17 protein-coding genes are annotated in these 17,242 nt (G+C 37.9%); 8 read left to right on the forward strand and 9 right to left on the reverse strand.

Translation table 11 applies throughout. From position 1 onward, the window contains the following. Positions 1 to 13 precede the first annotated feature (13 nt). The 3 genes from I6J03_RS13225 to I6J03_RS13235 all read left to right on the forward strand — a co-directional run bounded on the left by I6J03_RS13225 (position 14) and on the right by I6J03_RS13235 (position 6,609). Complete coding sequence (locus I6J03_RS13225) at positions 14 to 3,112, forward strand: efflux RND transporter permease subunit (protein ID WP_003011734.1); 3,099 nt, start codon at positions 14 to 16, stop codon at positions 3,110 to 3,112. A 121-nt stretch (positions 3,113 to 3,233) separates the two neighbouring features. Next, a complete protein-coding gene (locus tag I6J03_RS13230; RefSeq protein ID WP_039990534.1) occupies positions 3,234 to 4,580 on the forward strand; it encodes a TolC family protein in 1,347 nt (448 codons plus the stop codon). Between the two features lie 610 nt (positions 4,581 to 5,190). Further along, positions 5,191 to 6,609, forward strand: coding sequence for an MFS transporter (locus I6J03_RS13235; RefSeq protein ID WP_003011740.1), 1,419 nt, complete (start codon positions 5,191 to 5,193; stop codon positions 6,607 to 6,609). A 102-nt stretch (positions 6,610 to 6,711) separates the two neighbouring features. Here I6J03_RS13235 and I6J03_RS13240 read toward each other — a convergent pair whose 3' ends face one another. The 7 genes from I6J03_RS13240 to I6J03_RS13270 all read right to left on the reverse strand — a co-directional run bounded on the left by I6J03_RS13240 (position 6,712) and on the right by I6J03_RS13270 (position 11,580). Continuing rightward, positions 6,712 to 7,191, reverse strand: coding sequence for an SRPBCC domain-containing protein (locus I6J03_RS13240; RefSeq protein WP_081445170.1), 480 nt, complete (start codon positions 7,189 to 7,191; stop codon positions 6,712 to 6,714). Positions 7,192 to 7,543: 352 nt separating this feature from the next. Beyond that, the gene (locus I6J03_RS13245; RefSeq protein ID WP_003011746.1) at positions 7,544 to 8,014 is read right to left on the reverse strand and encodes a DUF6265 family protein; all 471 of its coding nucleotides are present in this window, start codon (positions 8,012 to 8,014) and stop codon (positions 7,544 to 7,546) included. 3 nt (positions 8,015 to 8,017) lie between these two features. Next, positions 8,018 to 9,274: a DUF6596 domain-containing protein gene (locus I6J03_RS13250; RefSeq protein WP_201693725.1), complete on the reverse strand. Its 1,257-nt coding sequence runs from the start codon at positions 9,272 to 9,274 to the stop codon at positions 8,018 to 8,020. Next, positions 9,219 to 9,575: a YciI family protein gene (locus I6J03_RS13255; protein WP_003011749.1), complete on the reverse strand. Its 357-nt coding sequence runs from the start codon at positions 9,573 to 9,575 to the stop codon at positions 9,219 to 9,221. Before I6J03_RS13255 ends, I6J03_RS13250 begins: the two co-directional genes overlap by 56 nt. A 158-nt stretch (positions 9,576 to 9,733) precedes the next feature. Next, positions 9,734 to 10,147: a DUF5367 family protein gene (locus I6J03_RS13260; RefSeq protein WP_003011751.1), complete on the reverse strand. Its 414-nt coding sequence runs from the start codon at positions 10,145 to 10,147 to the stop codon at positions 9,734 to 9,736. Positions 10,148 to 10,293: 146 nt separating this feature from the next. Then, on the reverse strand, positions 10,294 to 10,929 hold the full coding sequence (locus I6J03_RS13265; RefSeq protein WP_003011753.1) for a hypothetical protein: 636 nt from the start codon (positions 10,927 to 10,929) through the stop codon (positions 10,294 to 10,296). A gap of 78 nt (positions 10,930 to 11,007) precedes the next feature. Further along, a complete protein-coding gene (locus tag I6J03_RS13270; RefSeq protein ID WP_003011754.1) occupies positions 11,008 to 11,580 on the reverse strand; it encodes a Crp/Fnr family transcriptional regulator in 573 nt (190 codons plus the stop codon). 223 nt (positions 11,581 to 11,803) lie between these two features. Between I6J03_RS13270 and I6J03_RS22845 the strand changes: the two genes are divergently transcribed. The 5 genes from I6J03_RS22845 (at position 11,804) to I6J03_RS13290 (ending at position 15,237) form a co-directional block, all read left to right on the forward strand. After that, positions 11,804 to 11,938: an SDR family NAD(P)-dependent oxidoreductase gene (locus I6J03_RS22845; protein ID WP_003011756.1), complete on the forward strand. Its 135-nt coding sequence runs from the start codon at positions 11,804 to 11,806 to the stop codon at positions 11,936 to 11,938. Between the two features lie 205 nt (positions 11,939 to 12,143). Further along, the gene (locus I6J03_RS22850; protein ID WP_003011762.1) at positions 12,144 to 12,563 is read left to right on the forward strand and encodes an SDR family NAD(P)-dependent oxidoreductase; all 420 of its coding nucleotides are present in this window, start codon (positions 12,144 to 12,146) and stop codon (positions 12,561 to 12,563) included. Positions 12,564 to 12,826: 263 nt separating this feature from the next. Next, positions 12,827 to 13,921 carry a hypothetical protein gene (locus tag I6J03_RS13280; RefSeq protein ID WP_003011765.1) on the forward strand — a complete coding sequence of 365 codons (1,095 nt, stop codon included), beginning with the start codon at positions 12,827 to 12,829 and terminating at the stop codon, positions 13,919 to 13,921. 119 nt (positions 13,922 to 14,040) lie between these two features. Next, entirely contained in the window at positions 14,041 to 14,784 is a 744-nt protein-coding gene (locus I6J03_RS13285; RefSeq protein ID WP_003011767.1) for a DUF6597 domain-containing transcriptional factor, read from the forward strand. 30 nt (positions 14,785 to 14,814) lie between these two features. After that, a complete protein-coding gene (locus tag I6J03_RS13290) occupies positions 14,815 to 15,237 on the forward strand; it encodes a VOC family protein (RefSeq protein ID WP_003011769.1) in 423 nt (140 codons plus the stop codon). 99 nt (positions 15,238 to 15,336) lie between these two features. Here I6J03_RS13290 and I6J03_RS13295 read toward each other — a convergent pair whose 3' ends face one another. Together I6J03_RS13295 and I6J03_RS13300 are read right to left on the reverse strand one after the other, a co-directional pair. Next, complete coding sequence (locus I6J03_RS13295) at positions 15,337 to 15,699, reverse strand: SH3 domain-containing protein (RefSeq protein WP_003011771.1); 363 nt, start codon at positions 15,697 to 15,699, stop codon at positions 15,337 to 15,339. Between the two features lie 163 nt (positions 15,700 to 15,862). Further along, a complete protein-coding gene (locus tag I6J03_RS13300; RefSeq protein ID WP_003011773.1) occupies positions 15,863 to 16,957 on the reverse strand; it encodes a DUF695 domain-containing protein in 1,095 nt (364 codons plus the stop codon). Positions 16,958 to 17,242: the final 285 nt, after the last annotated feature.

The following is a 17,242-nucleotide window of genomic DNA, read 5'->3' on the forward strand; positions in this document are numbered from 1 at the left end:
AATTTGCAACATTATGAGTATATCATCTTTAAGCATAAAAAAGCCGGTTTTAGCCGGTGTATTTTCCCTCCTTATAGTCATCTTGGGCGTGGTTGGATGGAAACAACTGGGGATTCGGGAATTCCCGCTCACCGAGCCGCCCGTTATCTCCGTCGTTACCTTTTACCCGGGAGCAAGCCCCGATGTAATCGCATCCAAGATTACACGGCCAATGGAAGAATCCATTGCCGAGGCAAACGGAATACGTACCATCTCCTCCGAATCAAGAGAGCAGGTGAGTGTTATTTCGATAGAATTCAACCGCGAAATGGACATCGAAGATGCCCTGAACGATGTCAGAGATAAAGTCTCTAAAGCACGTAAACAGCTTCCGGCAGACGTAGATCCACCCATTGTACAGAAAGCCTCTTCGCCCGATAACCTGGTCGCCTTTCTCGAAGTAGAAAGTGATACCAAAGATATAAAAGAAGTAAGCCATATCGCCTCTACTGTTATCAAAGATCGTGTGCAATCCATTCCCGGTATCAACAATGTCGCTATCGTAGGCGAGCATAAATACGCGATGCGCCTGCGCTTTGACCCGATAAAACTTGCGGCCTACAGACTGACTCCTGAAGACATACGTCAGGCCTTGCTGCGGGAGAATATAGATGTTCCGTCCGGACGTGTAGAAGGAAACAACAGCGAGCTTAGTATACGCACACTGGGCAGGCTGACTACGGAAAACGATTTTAATGAAATGATCGTCAAACAGACCGAAAACTCAGTTATCCGCCTCAAAGATGTCGGCTCGGCAGAGTTGGGAGAAATGAATGAACGTACCGCTATCATCAATGAAACCGGCAACCTCAATCGTGTAGGTATTGGTGTCGCCATACAGATACAGCGAGGTGCCAATGCGATTCAGGTAGTAGATGAATTTTACAAACGTCTTGATCAGTTGCGCAAAGACATTCCGTCCGAATACCGTCTGATTGTAGGTTTCGACTTTACACAATCCGTACGCGAATCCATCAAGGAAGTAGAAGAGACGCTCTTCATCGCCTTCGGTCTGGTCGTTATTATTATCTTTCTGTTTCTGAGAGACTGGCGTTCTACCATTATCCCTGTTATCGCTATTCCGGTATCTATCTTGTCGGCATTTTTCATTATGTATATTTCAGGCTTCTCTATCAATGTATTGACTTTGCTTGGACTGGTACTCGCGATAGGACTGGTGGTGGATGATGCAATCGTGGTACTCGAAAATATTTATAAAAAAATAGAAGAAGGTATGCCGCCGATACAGGCAGCCTTTAAAGGTTCCAAAGAAATATATTTTGCCGTTATCTCTACGACTATAACATTGGCAGCTGTATTCTTACCCATTGTGTTTATGGGTGGTATCAGCGGCCAGTTATTCAAAGAATTTGCTATAGTGGTCTCCGGATCCGTATTAGTATCCGCATTTGTTGCTCTTACGCTGACCCCTATGCTCAGTGCCTATTTCCTTAAAAAGAAAGAAGGTCCGGGATGGTTTTACCGGGTAACTGAACCATTTTTTGTTCGTATGAATAATGGGTATGCTCATTTGCTCAAGGCCTTTATGCGTGCCAGATGGCTGGCATGGATCTTCCTGATTGTCACTACGGGACTTATCTATTTTGTGGGTAAAAAACTACCTTCTGAGCTTGCGCCGATAGAAGACAGATCCAATATGAGCCTTATTGCTATTGCACCAGAAGGAGTGTCTTTCGATTATATGAAAAAACATATGATAGATGTCGGTAAATATGTCAATGATTCTACAGACGGACTGTATCAGACCTATTCCATGGTTGCTATATCCTTCATTCCGGCTCCGGCTCCTGTTAATGTTGCTGTACAAAGTATCTATCTGAAAGATCCGAAAGAAAGAAAAGCCAGCATACAGGATTTGTATAATCAGTATGGAGCGGCTTCGGCCAGTTTCAGAGGATTTCTCTTATTCCCTTACCTGCCACCTACCATTGGTTCCCGTTATGGAGGGGGTATGCCCGTACAATTTGTATTGCAGGCTCAGGATCTGGATACTCTCACTGCAGCACTTCCAAAATTTCTGAATGCAGTACGCCAAAGTAAAAAACTGATGTTTGCGGATGCTGATCTTAAAATCAATAAACCTGAGATCAAAATAAATATTGATCGACAAAAGGCCGCCCTTATGGGAGTCTCCATAGAAGAAGTTGCCCGTACACTTCAACTGTCACTCTCCGGACTGCGCTACGCTTATTTCCTGCGTAACGACAGGCAATATGAAGTCATCGGACAGATGAAGCGCGAACTGCGGAATGATATTACCGATCTCAATTCTATATATGTACGCTCTAATAACGGACAACTGATCCCACTAAACAACCTGATTACTACAGAAGAGGCTGTAAGTCCTGCAGCCATATACCGTTACGATCAGTTCACCTCTGCTACCGTATCAGCAGCACCGGCACCAGGTGTGAGCCTGGCAGAAGGAATTGAAGAAATAGAACGCATTAAAACTGAAGTTCTGGGAGAGAATTTCAAAACGTCATTAGCCGGCCAGTCTCGTGACTACAGAGAAAGCCAGGGAAATATAGCTTTCACACTAATTCTCGCTCTGGTGATTATCTACATGATTCTGGCCGCACAATTTGAGAGTCTGCGTGACCCGCTGACTATTATGCTTACCGTACCGATGGCGGTCACAGGAGCTATCCTCAGCCTCCATTGGTTCGGTCAAAGCCTTAATGTATTCAGCCAGATTGGTATCATCACACTGGTAGGGCTCATTACGAAAAATGGTATCCTGATCGTAGAGTTTGCCAATCATCTCAAAGACACCGGACTCTCCAAATTCGAGGCTGCGATACAGGCTGCAGAACAGCGGTTCCGTCCTATTCTGATGACCTCACTAGCCATGATATTCGGTGCACTGCCTATTGCACTGACAGCCAACAGCCGTCAGTCGCTGGGTATAGTTATCGCCGGAGGATTAGTGTTCTCAGGCATACTCACACTGTTTATCATACCGGCCGTGTACTCTTATCTGTCCAGTAGCAAGCGCAGAAAAGAAGTCGTAGAAATGGAAGATAGTGAAATAGAAACTAGCCATGAATAATGACAGATATAAAATAAGTCCGGCTATCTCCCCGCAGTTGATACTTCTCCAACTGAGAAGGAGGATAGGCGTGAAAACAAAATCAAAAAAATCGGCTAATCTTGATTATAAATATTTTACGATGAAAAAAGCATCATATATACTCATAATGATTCTGTTGCTTGTGGGCAGCAGGCCATTACTTGCCCAAAAAAAGGAGCTTTCACTACAGGAAGCTCTGATTATGGCAAGACAGGGAAATAAAATCCTGCAGGTGCAGACACTGGAAGAAAAGAATGCTACAGAACAGACACGGGAAAGTAAAGGTAAATTATTACCCGATCTGTCGGCAGGAGTAGGCTATTCGTATTACTTTGACCGGCAGAATATCTTCCTTCCCGGATCCTTTGCAGGAACGAATAAGGCGGTACAGGAAATTGCTGTAGGCGGTCGAAATATTTTTAACGGATTTATATCTCTTTACCAGCCGGTTATGGATTTAGGTGCACACAGGCTCACAAAGGCTTCCAGAATCAATGAAAAAATCCAAACGGAAAAGACTGAGGATTTGAAAAGTCGCATAGCGCTTGGAGTTTCTACCCGCTACCTCAGTATACTGATGATGAAGCGACAACTCAACCTCTTGTTACAGAGTCACGAACGCAACGTCCGTGCTTTGAAAGATTCACGCGCCTTGCTGGCACAAGGAAGAGGACTGAAGTCGGATACGCTAAGAAGTTTTATTGCTGTAGAAAATTTAAGATCTTCTGTTTCTTATCTCAATAATAATATTGAAGTTTCCGGTATGGAACTCAAAAGACTGATAGGACTTGAAGATGCGCAGGAACTGGAGCTCACAGACGAGTTAGAGTCTGATGTAAAGGTGTATAAGGCTGATTTTCTGAATGTTAGTGAAGCATTGGAAATTGCCGAATCCAACCGAAAAGATCTGAATGTACAGGAACTGGTCATTGCTATGCGGGAACAGAAGATATATGCTACCAGAGCGGAACTATTACCTAAGATTGCTGTAATTGGTCAATATCAGGTACAAGCGCAGGCAGATAACCTGAAGTTTAATAATTATGTATGGCCAAGAACATCTTTCCTGGGGTTGCAGGTGAGCGTACCGATATTCAACGGAGGACAAAGTAAATCCAGAATTAGCCAGGCAAGGATCATTGCACAACAGGAGCAGGTAAAGATGAAAGATCTCAAAGATGAAATAAAAACAACACTGGCTAGCATTATCAGCAAATGGAAAGAAGCTGCCTCTCAATTGAAAATACAGGAAACCACCGTACAATCTGCAGAACTAAATCACCAGATGACCGAAGACCGGTTCAAAAACGGATTGGGTTCCAGACTGGAATTGACGGATGCTGAACTGGCCCTTACACAGGCTAAAATAAATTATCTGCAGGCTATGTACAATCTACGTATACTGCATACAGAGCTTCAACATGCTTTGGGATTGCTGGAATTGTAATAAGATCCTGTTTTACAAAAGTAGATAAATAATATTATGACAAGGTCTATGGAGCATGCTTATAAGCCGAACCCTACCTGAGGTGAATATGTTATTCTTTATCAGAAGAATCATTCGAATGCATTAGTTGTTGTTTGGTATAGAAGAAAGATATTGCCGTATAGGTATAAACAAGATAATTGCCAACAGAGGAATATCTGACTCTGATGAGCTGCTCCAATCTTGTCATTATTTAATTAGACACGATAGTCTATCGCATAAGGATTACAATGTGTCTGATGCAAGCCTTACCAGAATATCAGGTAAGGCTTTTGTTCATTAATAATGATGAGGATGAAAGGTAGGGTCTGCAGAGAAGCAAAAGTTACTACTTAGGAAATGACAATCTAAATGAGAAAGATAATCAGAATTCCTGACTCTATTTTAATATCATTTTATCATGCGTACACTTTAAATAAATTTTACACTATATAGCCTTAATTATGTAAAGTGTTTACATACAGTCGTCTATATATTTGTTGGGACAATCAAATTATTTGTTTTCTGCGCATATTATGTGAGCAGGAGAAAAAATTAATATTCAAATCTAAATACTTACTAAAGAATAAATATGAAAAATACTTCTCCACCTGAACAATCAAAACCGTACAGTAAACGATGGGCGGCACTCTTCTTATTATGTACTGCTGAGTTTTTGGTCATAATGGATACTTCTATTATTGGGGTTGCATTGCCCGCTATAAAAGCTGATTTAGGATATACGCAAACCGGATTACAGTGGATTTTCAATGCATATGTTATTCTGTTTGGAGGTTTTTTATTACTGGGAGGGCGGTTGTCAGACCTGTTTGGAGCACGAAAAATATTTATGTGGGGCTTTGTAATTCTAACATTAGCCTCTTTACTTGCAGGTGTTGCATGGTCTGAGTCAGCGCTCAATATGGGAAGAGCTTTGCAAGGCTTAGGATCTGCATTTATTGCTCCGGCAGCCCTTACACTGGTTTTATCCAAATTTACAGATCCGAAAGAACTTAACAAAGCACTCGGTTTTTGGGGGGCATCTGCTGCTGCTGGAGGATCAGCCGGCGTTTTTCTTGGTGGAGCCATTACCGAATGGCTTTCCTGGCACTGGATATTCCTCATTAATATTCCTGTTGGCATCATAGTATTGCTTCGTAGTCAGAGTCTTCTGTTTACCGGCGAAACCAGAAAGGGAAAAGTAGATATGGCAGGTGCTATTCTGGCCACAGCCTCTCTTATATTGATGGTGTATGCTATTGTTTCATCCGAAAGTGAAGGGTGGGGTTCGGTACATACTATTGGTCTCCTGATACTATCAATCGCATTGTTGATCGCCTTTTATATTCTTCAAAAACAGAAAAGAGAACCGTTAGTTCCTATGTCTATTTTTAAAGTGCCGAATCTTTCAGCGGGTAATATCGTAATGGCATTACTGGCAGCCGCATGGATACCATTATGGTTTTTCCTTAATCTGTATTTACAACAAACACTTCATTATTCGGCTTTCAATAGTGGACTTGCACTATTGCCTATGACACTGGCTATTATGTTTCTGATGGTGGGCGTTACCGGGAAACTGGTCGCTAAGTTTGGTTTTAAGTCCAATATGATTGTAGGGTTGCTAGCACTTGCTGGATCACTTATATTGTTCAGCTTAGTGCCTTCTGACGGGACATTTGTAGCTAATGTATTGCCTGCTTCTTTGTTGGGAGCAGTCGGTATGTCGCTTACGTACATCCCCGGGACTGTGGCTTCTATGTCGGGTGCAAAACCAGAAGAAACGGGACTTGCATCCGGATTGGTGAATACAAGTTACCAGGTCGGATCAGCTTTGGGGCTGGCCATTATTGTTGCGATTTCGGCAGCCAAAACCAATACACTTAAAATGGCAGGTGAAGTCGAAGCCACTGCTCTTAATTCAGGTTTTCAGACTGCCTTTTTCTCTGCCGGAATAATTTGTATTGTCGCAACGGTAATTGCTGCGGTCTCCATACGAACCATGAAATAATACTTGCCCTCTATATAGACTGATTTTTAGTTACTGTTTAATTATCAGTTGTTGACCCCGCTGTATCAGCGGGGTTTTTTAATGCCTGTCCAATTAAAAACTTTATTCACTTTCGGCAAGCTCCTTCAGTTTCTTATTCATTTCGTTAAAACCATTTCTGGTTTTTTGCAGGTTAAACAGCCACACAAAAATGCCGCTGAATTTCTCGCTTTGTATAAAGGTTGTTGTTCCGTCACCGTTGTCTATCAACTCAAATAAGTGTGTGCCATCAAATAGTCCTTTAAACAGGAGTTTTCCCCGCCAGCTTAGTTCTTTATTGTCTGTTTTGGTCAAAATAGTAGGTTTAAAAGTCATTCCTTTTCCTTTGGGAGGCTTGATGCTGACTATAATTTTATTTCCTTTTTCAACTTCGCCTGTAATAGAAGTTATAAAAGAGTTCCAATGCGGATAGTTTTCAAAATCGGTAAGTATTTTCCATATTTTTTCAGGTGCTGCCTGAATAACAATTTTTGTTTTAATTTCTTTTGCCATAAGAGTCAAACTCATCAAGAGGATTGCCGATACTAAAAATATACGTTTCATTGTGAATGTTATTTAACTGTACTTCACAAAGTTCGGGTTTGTGTAATAGGTTCTGCTTGATAAAAATCAAGAATTTAAGAAAGTTACTTTTTTCTAATCCGGCTCTCATTGCAGGCATGGACGCTATGTACTACAGTAGTACCTGATTAAATAGCTCTTTATTGTTAGCAAAGAAAAAATAGTAGCGTTCTTCTGCAATCATAGACAGGCTGCTGCTCTGGTTGAAATAATGGGACAATAGATGATAATTCTTTAGTATTTACAACTCCTAAATACGATTTTATGCTAAGCTCTGGTTCTGTCATGCTTAATTATATTTAAAGATGAAAGAATACTAATGCAATGAGCTTTTTTATTTCAATTGTTTAAATTCATATGCTATTTCTATGTCATCACCTGTAACTTTTGCATTTAGCTTATCTCCATTTTTCCAGTATTTTATAGTCTTTGGAAAGTTCAGTGAATCGTTTTTGCAGGTAAATGACCCGTTCTCCATATCCGATACATCAAACTTGATAAAGTCTTTTTCTTCTCGGGTTTTAACTAATAAATTCCATTTTCCATAGGTCTTAACAATTTTCATCTGTTCCTGACTGACGGTGTCTTTGTTTTGCATGGTAAATCCGACACCTTTGTATGCGAAATCATCGACTTTTTGCCATGTCTCAAAAGTCATTTTGCCCTTTTCTTCATTTGTCCGCTGCCAATTTCCTAAAAGCCAGTCAAAGTTATCTGTCTTTGAACTTCCATTTTGTTTGTTGCTGCACATTGTAAAAACAAAAGCAGAGAGTATCATTACGATCAATTTAAGTGGTGTTTTCATATTTTATAACGGAATGAGTTTGTTTTCTAGCAGGTATTCTCTTCGGATTTTCTGGTTTATTTTATGGATAACCGAAATCAATAAATCGTGGGAGGCCTTTGGCTCTGCTTCCTTCAGTAGTTTAACTTTCACTAAAGAAAAATAGATATGTTCTCTGGGTAACTGTTGTTCAATTTCATTAAGGAGTGTCAGCGCTTCTTTCGTTTTCCCGATACGGCTCAGACAAAAGCAATAATTTAGTTTTACTATAGGTGACTGCGAGACCTCAAGCATTATTTCGTATAGTTTTACAATAGCCTCCCAGTCCGATATGGTTAACGGTTGTATCGACATATACTTGCTGATAATGATAGCTTCAAGATAAAACCGGTGAATAGCATTAGGTTCTCTGAGGTAATGAAAACCTGCATCAATTAATTGTTTGTTCCATTTATCCCGGTTCTGGTTGAAAAAAGAAATGAGTTTTCCTTTATCAATCCGGGCAGGGATTCGTGCGATATGAAAGCAAAATAAGGCTAATAAGTTGCTGGTTGAATCGTATTGATACTGATTAAGCAACAATTTGAGTAATGAAAATGCTTCTATACACAGGTCTTCATTGATAATATTGCCCGTTTTTTCATTGAAAGAATCAAAACCAATATTGAAAACGGCATAAAGGATTTCTTCTATAATAGAAATAGTCTGTTGGTCTGGCGTAACAGAGTTTATGTCAATAGTCCTGTTATGAAACTCCAGACGTAGCGAGTTTTTAGTCCTGTTAATACTTTTGTAAATAGCTTCCTCATTGATTAATGTACTGTCTCTAATTTCAGTGACATTTAAACCAAAAATATTTTTAAGTATAAAAAGTATTTTGGCCTGATTGGATACACTTTCCAGAGAAGCAATGAAAAGCATAGTCTGAAGTCGCAAATCTTTGTCGGTTATAGCCTCTTCATCACTATTTGCTACAGGAATAGTACTTTTTCTTTTCTGTTTTTCTTTAATCTGGTTCAATACATCATTGCGGGCCACAATGAAAAGCCAGTTCTCTTTATTATCGGGAATAATGTTGTGTTTCCACGTTTTCAACGATTTTAAAAATGAATTTTGAATAGCATCTTCAATCTCCGTAACGTAATCCGTACCAAATTGATATAATAATCCCGAGAACAGCTTTCCTTGCAGTGATCTGTAATTCGTTTCTTGTTCTGGAAGCACCTTATTGCTCATAATCTTCCATTTCCATGATAGGGCGTATTTCGGTAGTGCCTCCATACAGGTGTGTCGGACATTCTTTGGCCAATGTTACAATTGTTTGCAAATCGGTTGCCTGTAAAAGGTAATAACCGCCAATAATTTCTTTAGATTCCAGATAAGGTCCGTCTTTGATTACACAATCCTTTCCGGTGATAAGAATGCCTTTTTCATGTAGTCCGTCACCCGAAATTAAATGTCCGGCTTCTGCCAGTTTAGTCGCCCAGTTCATATGGGCCTGGGCTAATTCTTGCATTTCTTTTGATGATAATTCACTGATCTTTTGAACATCTTCGTGAAGTAGTAATAAGAATTGTTTCATGGTCAATTTGTTTTAGAATTTTAATAAAGACATTTTACCATTCCCGTTTTGGACATTTTTTTAAATATTTTTTAAGAACAGTAAAAACAGGGCATTTTCACATATGAAATTTAGGCGTTTTAGTTATAACATACATTCCGATTGCTAAGAAATGGAGATCAACAACTATGTTTGGCAGCCCGGCCCAATCCTATAATTATTGAAGTGACTAAGACAATCGTGTATGCCCACATAAGCCAGGAGCCAAACGTAGCAGCATTGCTTGCCGGCATATTAGGGAATAGAGCACCAAAAAACTGAATAACAAAAGTATCTATCAACATTCCCGGCAATACTAAAAGTACACCCGCAACTACATTTTCAAGTCCTGTTAATCTGAATTTTCTGCATGTAAGTACAGTCACCAATCCCAATACGGGTACCACTACGATGTACAAAATGCTGAGTACAACAGGTGAATCGGTAATAAAAAAATATTGCCCTGCCACTCTGAAAGCAATAGTAGCAAGTAGCCAGATGAGAAATCCTATACCGAGTACAAGGATGAAAGAACGTTTTTGCAGAGGTGTCATATTTTTAATTTTTAGGATTACTGTGAAATGCTAAAATAAGACAATTCGCTTTGGTTAGCAATCAAATTTCTATTCCTTTTGTATTATTTGGCCGATCTGACTAAAGAGTTTTCAAATTAAGAAAAAAACTGCCATTTGATAGAAGGTTAATACCGATACTTCAGCTTTCTTGTAAATAAGAGTAATGATACAGGTACTAAAAGTGAAAGGAAGAGTAGAGAAAATTTTGCTACGGTAATCCATGCCAATGAACCGGCTACCAACAGATGTTGCTGAGGAAATTCCGTAAGGAGATAAAATACAGTTGCATTCTCAAGCATATCAAATCCAAACCATATCCACGGGAGTGTCTCTACTGTTTTGAAGAAATATTTTGTGAGTGCTACCCGTTGCAGTGTGAATTTGGAAAAAGTATGCAGAAATAAGAGCATAGATAAAGGAAAAATAACATCAATAGTGTAGGTAAAACGTTTATACACCTGTATTCCTATCTCCGGAAATGATTGTATGTAGTGATATACTGCATCGCTCCCGAATATTGGTTTTTTATCGAATATTTCCAGTCCTCCTAATAACATACTTACTTGTTTGGAACCTGCGGGAATATTAAATGAATGTGTAATGATAAATACTATAATAAAAATCAGAAAGACAAGCCCCAGCTTTTTTGCACTTACTTTTCCATCTGCGGATACAGTATTTGAGTTATTGCCGAGAAGTATTCCAAAAATAAGACCCAGCAAAAAAATTGTGGGTATATAAAATAGATGTTGAAAAGTCATAAGCTTATATTTTTACCGTTTTATGAATGCTTCAAAGAACAGTTATTTTTCCGGTAAAAATATTGGTCTGCACCAACATCAGAAGCGCACGCTATTCATCAGTTTGCTAAAGTTGGTCGGGTCTATTGCCAGATAAGCGGCTATATATTTTTGGGGCACTTGCTGTAACAGGTGCGGACTTCTTTGGCAAAATATCTTAAAGCGTTCTTCAATAGTAGTAGAGCGGAGTTCTATCTGCCTGTTGATAAGACCTATGGACAAATTTTCGGATAATTTTCTGAATAACCGCTCTACTTGCCGGGATTGATCAAAGATTTCCTGTAAGGTAGAATAATTCAGGTAGTTTAGTGTACTGTCTGTAATGCAGGTAACGTTGTATGCTGATGGTTTCTGAAAAATAAACGATTCCATTACAACACACAGGTTTGGAGGATACGCAAACCCCAGAATATTGTTTTTACCCAGCGTATCAAAGTTATACATCTGGATGCCTTTCTCAACAAAGTATATATTGCGTTGTGTCTCGCCTTCATGCACGATGTGGTCACCTTTTTTGAAATGCTTCGTCCGGAAATCTTTTGTCAGAAGTTCAAAATCGACAGAGGTAAAAGCTGGATCTAATCCACAGATATATTCATATAATAAATTCATTATGAATTCGGTTATAAAAAAATATTACCTGCAATATATAACATAAAAATCTGGAACTAACCCTTGTTAATAAACTACCGCTTGTACCAGAGAAAATACTTTACATCACCACCGGACGTCGTTTTAAAAATACAGGCCATTTTAAAGGATTTCTTAAACAATCATATCAACAATATAAAATTGATTGCAATTTTGTATTCTAATTATACTAAAATTTACAGAAATGAATACATCAAAAATTGCTATTGTAACAGGAGGAAGTCGTGGTTTGGGAAGAAACGCTGCTCTTAAAATTGCTAAAAATGGAATCCATCTTGTGATTACTTATCACAACAACAAGGAAAAGCAGAGGAAGTAGTAGCTGAAATTACCGAAATAGGGAGAAGAGCAGTCGCAATTCAATTGGACACGAGCAATGTGAAAGAATTTCCAGCTTTTATTGAAAAACTAACTGTTTACTTAAGCAAAGAATATCAGAACCCTAATTTTGATTTTTTAATTAACAATGCAGGAACAGGAGACATACTTTATTTACAGACGCTACTGAAGAAGAATTTGATTCAATGGTGAATATTCATTTCAAAGGTGTTTATTTTCTTACACAAAAGTTGTTGCCATACTTAAATAATAGGGGAAGCATTATCAATATTTCATCTGGATTAGCGAGGTTTTCTCATCCAAATACATCAATGTATGCTAGTGTAAAAGGTGCAATTGAAGTAGTGAGCAGAATTTTGGCAGTAGAATTAGGAACAAGAAAAATCAGGGTAAATACTCTTGCATCGGGAGCTATTCAGACAGATTTCAATGGAGGGACAGTTCGTGACAATGAAAAGGTAAATAAAATGGTTTCGGATTTAACAGCTTTAGGCAGACCCGGAGTTCCTGACGATATTGGTGGAGTGATTGCCTTTCTTTGCACCGAAGAAGCTCGTTGGATAAATGGACAGCGAATTGAAGTTTCAGGAGGTATGCATTTGTAGATTATGAAGGAGCAATAATATTAATCTGTTATTATAAAGACTTCTGCAATTTTGGAAGTTGGATATCATTTTTAAATCCTCTATAATTCTGTAAGTCTGTTTGTTATTTGTGTTTTCTTTGTGAAAGAAGAAGTGCATTTCAATCCAATTACAAGAAATAATTTTTGTATATTGTTTCACTACAAACCAATCGGGTTACCGATTTGCACTTGCTATTTCGTATACCTGTCAAGCTATTCTGTAAAACAGATATAAATATTTATATGAAGAATATTGATACTATAAATGCCTTTAAAACCACTATTCAAGAAACAGATTTCGGCGTCATAACCAGATTGGTCGCAGATGTAGAAGTTTCGGCCAAAGACAGTATCCTGTTTGGAGCAAAAACACTGATGACAAATTATGTTTACAATGAAAACGGAACCTACAATTTGATATATACCATTATCAATACAGACGGAGTTACCGAAAGTTTTGCAGAGGACGACGGAATACTGCCAACCCTGTTTCTGAGTCCGAAAGAGGACAATTATGTTTCCATAGTACCCTACGACCCGGATAAGGAATTGGAAATCAGTATTCCTGTTTTCAATCGTGAAAATACAGCACTTCCAAAAGGAAACAGGCCTTTTAAGGGAGATTTTATAGGTGTATCGGCTCAGTTTTCGATTTTTTATGATGTAGATATCTGGTCAGATACAAAACCGGATAAAATGCTTGCCGTCGAATTTAAAGACAATGCGATAAAAAAGAAGCACAACATCAAAGTGCCTTTGCCAAGAAATAACAAAATATGTATTGAAAACAATGAAATCCACTTGTTGGCAAAAGATGGAGATAGATGGCTGCACCGACAGATTGATGAAAAAGGGAATGTTATCAGGCAGCGAAGAATCGAAACAAAACAAAGGTATTTCAGAGAGATTTTAAGCTTATCATTCGACAGAAACTCCTATTTGCTAACCCAGACAAAAGGGAAAATAATTGTTGAGGTGATTGATCAAAACGGAGCGGGCAACACTGTGGAGCTTATGGATATAACAGACCCGTTCTTCAATACCTGGCAACCTGTAAAAGTATCAGAAAACACTTTTGTTACAAAATTTAACGGCGAGTTTGGCAACGGATGGTTCACCACCAGAAATGACCAGCTTTTAGAAATATTTTACAGTAAGGGTGAAAAAGGATATAAAAATTTATTGACGAACGAAGTTTTACAGATGGATCATGAAAATTTAGTCATTTCAGGTTTAAATAAAACTGATGATAATAGTTATGCTGTCGTATTTTATCCAATGGTGGATAGAACTACTAAAAATAAAACCTTACTTATTTTAAACCGTAAGATTAAATAGCGAACCAATAACAATAAGAATTCCGTTTTAAAATGCCTGCTGCGCATATCTTGCAATACACTTTTTATATTGCCATTAAAAGTAGAATAACGTCTTCAATCTTTTAGAGCCACACTGTAATGAAATATAGAGAAATTGAACCAAACGGATTTTTAAGCGACTTTGTAAAGTGTTTTTGGTATTATGAAACTGCCGGCAAGGAAGTCCTGCACACCATTTTGCCGGATGGATATTTTGACCTGATTGCAGAGTTTGAAAACGAAAAATTGACCACCGTAAAACTTACAGGCATATGGACAAAACCGAAAGACATAAGAATTTGCAGAAATACAACATTCTTCGCCATCAGATTCAAACTTCCGGCAATAGAGTATCTCTTCAGCAAAGAATTGAAATCTATTTTGGATACAAAGGCAGATTTACCTTTTTCGTTCTGGAACATCCATAAATATCAGTACGATGAATTTGAAGGTTTTGTTTCCGGCATTATCCGACATTTAGAAACTTCGCTTAAACATGTGCACCGGATTGACAGCCGGAAACTGAAATTATTTGAGATTATTTATCAGCAAAAAACGAAAACGGTTTCTGAAATTTCGGATGAAATTATATGGAGCAGCCGACAGATAAACAGGTATTTCCAATCGAAGTATGGTATTTCTTTAAAAGAATTTTTAAACATAGTCCGTTGCAACGCTGCCTATCCCGAAATTTCAAATGGCAATCTAAATCCCAATTCCGATTATTTTGACCAGCCCCATTTCATAAAAGAAATTAAGAGACATACGGGTGTAACCCCAAAAGAACTGAACAAAAACGAAAACGACCGATTTTTACAATTATCAAAGGAAGTGGAAACGTAAGTTTGGGATATAATTTTAAACCCGGAAAAAATGAAAATAAGCAAACTCTCCCCAAACTTTGAAGTAACTGACGTAAGAAAAACGGTTGCTTTTTATACCGAAAATTTTGGTTTCAACCTCATTATGGCAGTTCCCCAGACGCAGGACGGAATAGACCCCGCTTTTGCAGAAAACAAGGAATATGTGTATGCAATGGTGCAAAGGGACGGTGTAGAATTTATGTTTCAACGCTCAGATACATTCAAGGATGATATTGTTTTTTCAAAAGGACAAAATATAGGTGCAACCGTTTCTTTTTATATGGAAATAGAAGGCATAAAAGAGTTTTATGAAAATCTGAAAGGTGAAAATCTTATAATGACCGAATTGCAAGCCACATGGTATGGCATGCAGGAATTTTACGTAAAAGACCTGAATGGTTATATTCTTGGATTTGCTGAAAAAGCTGATTAAATATAAATTTTTGATTTCTGAAAAATCACAAAACTATTGTTTGATAAAAAATTAGTATTGATGCTTCCGTTTTTTGCAAATGAGGGTAAGAAGCAGGCACTAAATGTTTATATCAATTTCTAAGACTTCATCCGGAAGCCAGCCTTCATCGTTATTGCTTATTTTTCGTGCCCAGCTCCAGCCATTCAGAGACTTTATCTTTATCACCAATTCGTCTTTGGTTATGTCTAATTCTTTGGCACTATAGTTTTCTAAGATGAGTCCTTGTTTTCCGTCTTCTAAATTTTCAATGATCTGAACAGGAATCCATCCTCCGAGCTGGTTGTCATTTTCAGCCCAGATCCAGTCTTTCCAATTCTCTTCCGGGGCAAGATTACCCAGTTTTACAATTTCTCCTTTAGATAATTGAATAGGGTTTTTGTATGATGTTGTATATGAGGTGATTGCTTTCCATGTTTTCATAATTCAAAAGGCTGTTTTGAGTATTGTTTTTATAGTTATGCGAATTGCTGTTACTGATAAATATGATTTTTTAATATTGGAAATAAAAGTCCTTGAAAAATTCATTTTTTATACCAATGCCATTTTACAATAGGCGTTGAAGACTTTTGCAAAGAAATTTTTACTAATGCGGTCTAAATCGTTCAAAGGATTGCCAGTATTTGTCTTTATATATGTTATATTTTATGTCTAACTTATTTGAATATTTTTTTGACAGTTCGTGTAATACTTTGGACGGTTTTCTGAAGTCGTGACAGGCAAAGTAAATTTCTCTTGAATTGTCTGCCGTTTGCCTGCCGATATTCAGATAGCCGTCAATGTCTTTTAGTTTAAGCATTACTTGGTCTTCTAATTCGTTGAGCAGTTCATATGTGTTTTTATCAGGCATGCCGTTATTGTTGCTGTCCTTGTAATTGATTTCAATTGTTAAAATCCATGGATGTGATGCCTTGCTGTTCCACTGCCGTAATGTCGAATTGACAATCGCTATCAAAGGTAGGCCGTTATTAAGTTCAGCTTCCAGACTGGCATAACTGTCGTTTTCGGTATTGTAACGAATTCCGCTATATTTTTCAACAAATTCTTTTTCTCTCCAAATCAGGTAGTCTTTAAGTTTGATAATAGGAATTGGTTCTTTCTCTGCTTGCTCTCTGGAAATTACTATGGCGTTGTCTATTGTGGTGACCGCATTTAGTTCTCCGAGATAATTGTCAAGGAAAATGAATGTTCCATTGATAATTGTTGATTTGTCCTCTTCATTATAATTGCTGTGCATGATTACAATGTCAACCTCATCAGGATAACCTGCATGGTCAATGGCATAAAACGAAAGATTGTTGCTGTTAAATTCGTAATTACCCATTTTTATCCCCAGGTTTTCAATATCAACGGAAGGTTTTAGTGCTGTAAATTTCCAATGAGGTAGCGTTGGTGCGGCATTCACAAGTTCTTCAACAAATACGATGTTCTGAATAATTCCGTCTGGAGTGAAGACTAACTCTGCGGTATTATCGTTGAGCATCCCCACTAAAAAGTAAAAGCCATCTTTAATTTCGCCCAGCTTTTGAGATAATTTGTCAAAAAAGTCTTTTTCGGGATTTTTGCCGTTTTTGATGATGTTATGAAATGTTTGTTCGTTAGCTTGAAACCATGCCCAAAAATCCTGATAGGTTTTAACTGTTTCTTTCTTGTTGCCGAAAATGTTTTTTAGAAAACTCATTTTTGTTAGTTCTTGGTATGTGTTTTACTGTTAGTTTAGCCTTACAGCCAATGTGATTATAAATACTATGAATCTACTCAAAATATTTTAGTATACAGTTAAGCTTGTTATCTTTTTTGTTTTGGGGATACCGGAGCCTGTTGGCTAATTCTAACTTGTTGCATAACAGGGTGGTGAACAAGTAATATTATATTTCTATGAGATCCTTCAAATCAATATATATCCTTCAATTTTTGTCATATCATATTTAAATCCTTTAGTATGTAAATTATTTCTTTGAGAGAT

Source organism: Sphingobacterium spiritivorum, from assembly GCF_016724845.1.
Taxonomy (GTDB): domain Bacteria; phylum Bacteroidota; class Bacteroidia; order Sphingobacteriales; family Sphingobacteriaceae; genus Sphingobacterium; species Sphingobacterium spiritivorum_A.

Coding starts and splice junctions, on each gene's coding strand:
- I6J03_RS13225 (WP_003011734.1), top strand. CDS start 14: ATGAGTATATCATCTTTAAGCATAAAAAAGCCGGTTTTAGCCGGTGTA.
- I6J03_RS13230 (WP_039990534.1), top strand. CDS start 3,234: ATGAAAAAAGCATCATATATACTCATAATGATTCTGTTGCTTGTGGGC.
- I6J03_RS13235 (WP_003011740.1), top strand. CDS start 5,191: ATGAAAAATACTTCTCCACCTGAACAATCAAAACCGTACAGTAAACGA.
- I6J03_RS13240 (WP_081445170.1), bottom strand. CDS start 7,191: ATGAAACGTATATTTTTAGTATCGGCAATCCTCTTGATGAGTTTGACT.
- I6J03_RS13245 (WP_003011746.1), bottom strand. CDS start 8,014: ATGAAAACACCACTTAAATTGATCGTAATGATACTCTCTGCTTTTGTT.
- I6J03_RS13250 (WP_201693725.1), bottom strand. CDS start 9,274: ATGGAGGCACTACCGAAATACGCCCTATCATGGAAATGGAAGATTATG.
- I6J03_RS13255 (WP_003011749.1), bottom strand. CDS start 9,575: ATGAAACAATTCTTATTACTACTTCACGAAGATGTTCAAAAGATCAGT.
- I6J03_RS13260 (WP_003011751.1), bottom strand. CDS start 10,147: ATGACACCTCTGCAAAAACGTTCTTTCATCCTTGTACTCGGTATAGGA.
- I6J03_RS13265 (WP_003011753.1), bottom strand. CDS start 10,929: ATGACTTTTCAACATCTATTTTATATACCCACAATTTTTTTGCTGGGT.
- I6J03_RS13270 (WP_003011754.1), bottom strand. CDS start 11,580: ATGAATTTATTATATGAATATATCTGTGGATTAGATCCAGCTTTTACC.
- I6J03_RS22845 (WP_003011756.1), top strand. CDS start 11,804: ATGAATACATCAAAAATTGCTATTGTAACAGGAGGAAGTCGTGGTTTG.
- I6J03_RS22850 (WP_003011762.1), top strand. CDS start 12,144: ATGGTGAATATTCATTTCAAAGGTGTTTATTTTCTTACACAAAAGTTG.
- I6J03_RS13280 (WP_003011765.1), top strand. CDS start 12,827: ATGAAGAATATTGATACTATAAATGCCTTTAAAACCACTATTCAAGAA.
- I6J03_RS13285 (WP_003011767.1), top strand. CDS start 14,041: ATGAAATATAGAGAAATTGAACCAAACGGATTTTTAAGCGACTTTGTA.
- I6J03_RS13290 (WP_003011769.1), top strand. CDS start 14,815: ATGAAAATAAGCAAACTCTCCCCAAACTTTGAAGTAACTGACGTAAGA.
- I6J03_RS13295 (WP_003011771.1), bottom strand. CDS start 15,699: ATGAAAACATGGAAAGCAATCACCTCATATACAACATCATACAAAAAC.
- I6J03_RS13300 (WP_003011773.1), bottom strand. CDS start 16,957: ATGAGTTTTCTAAAAAACATTTTCGGCAACAAGAAAGAAACAGTTAAA.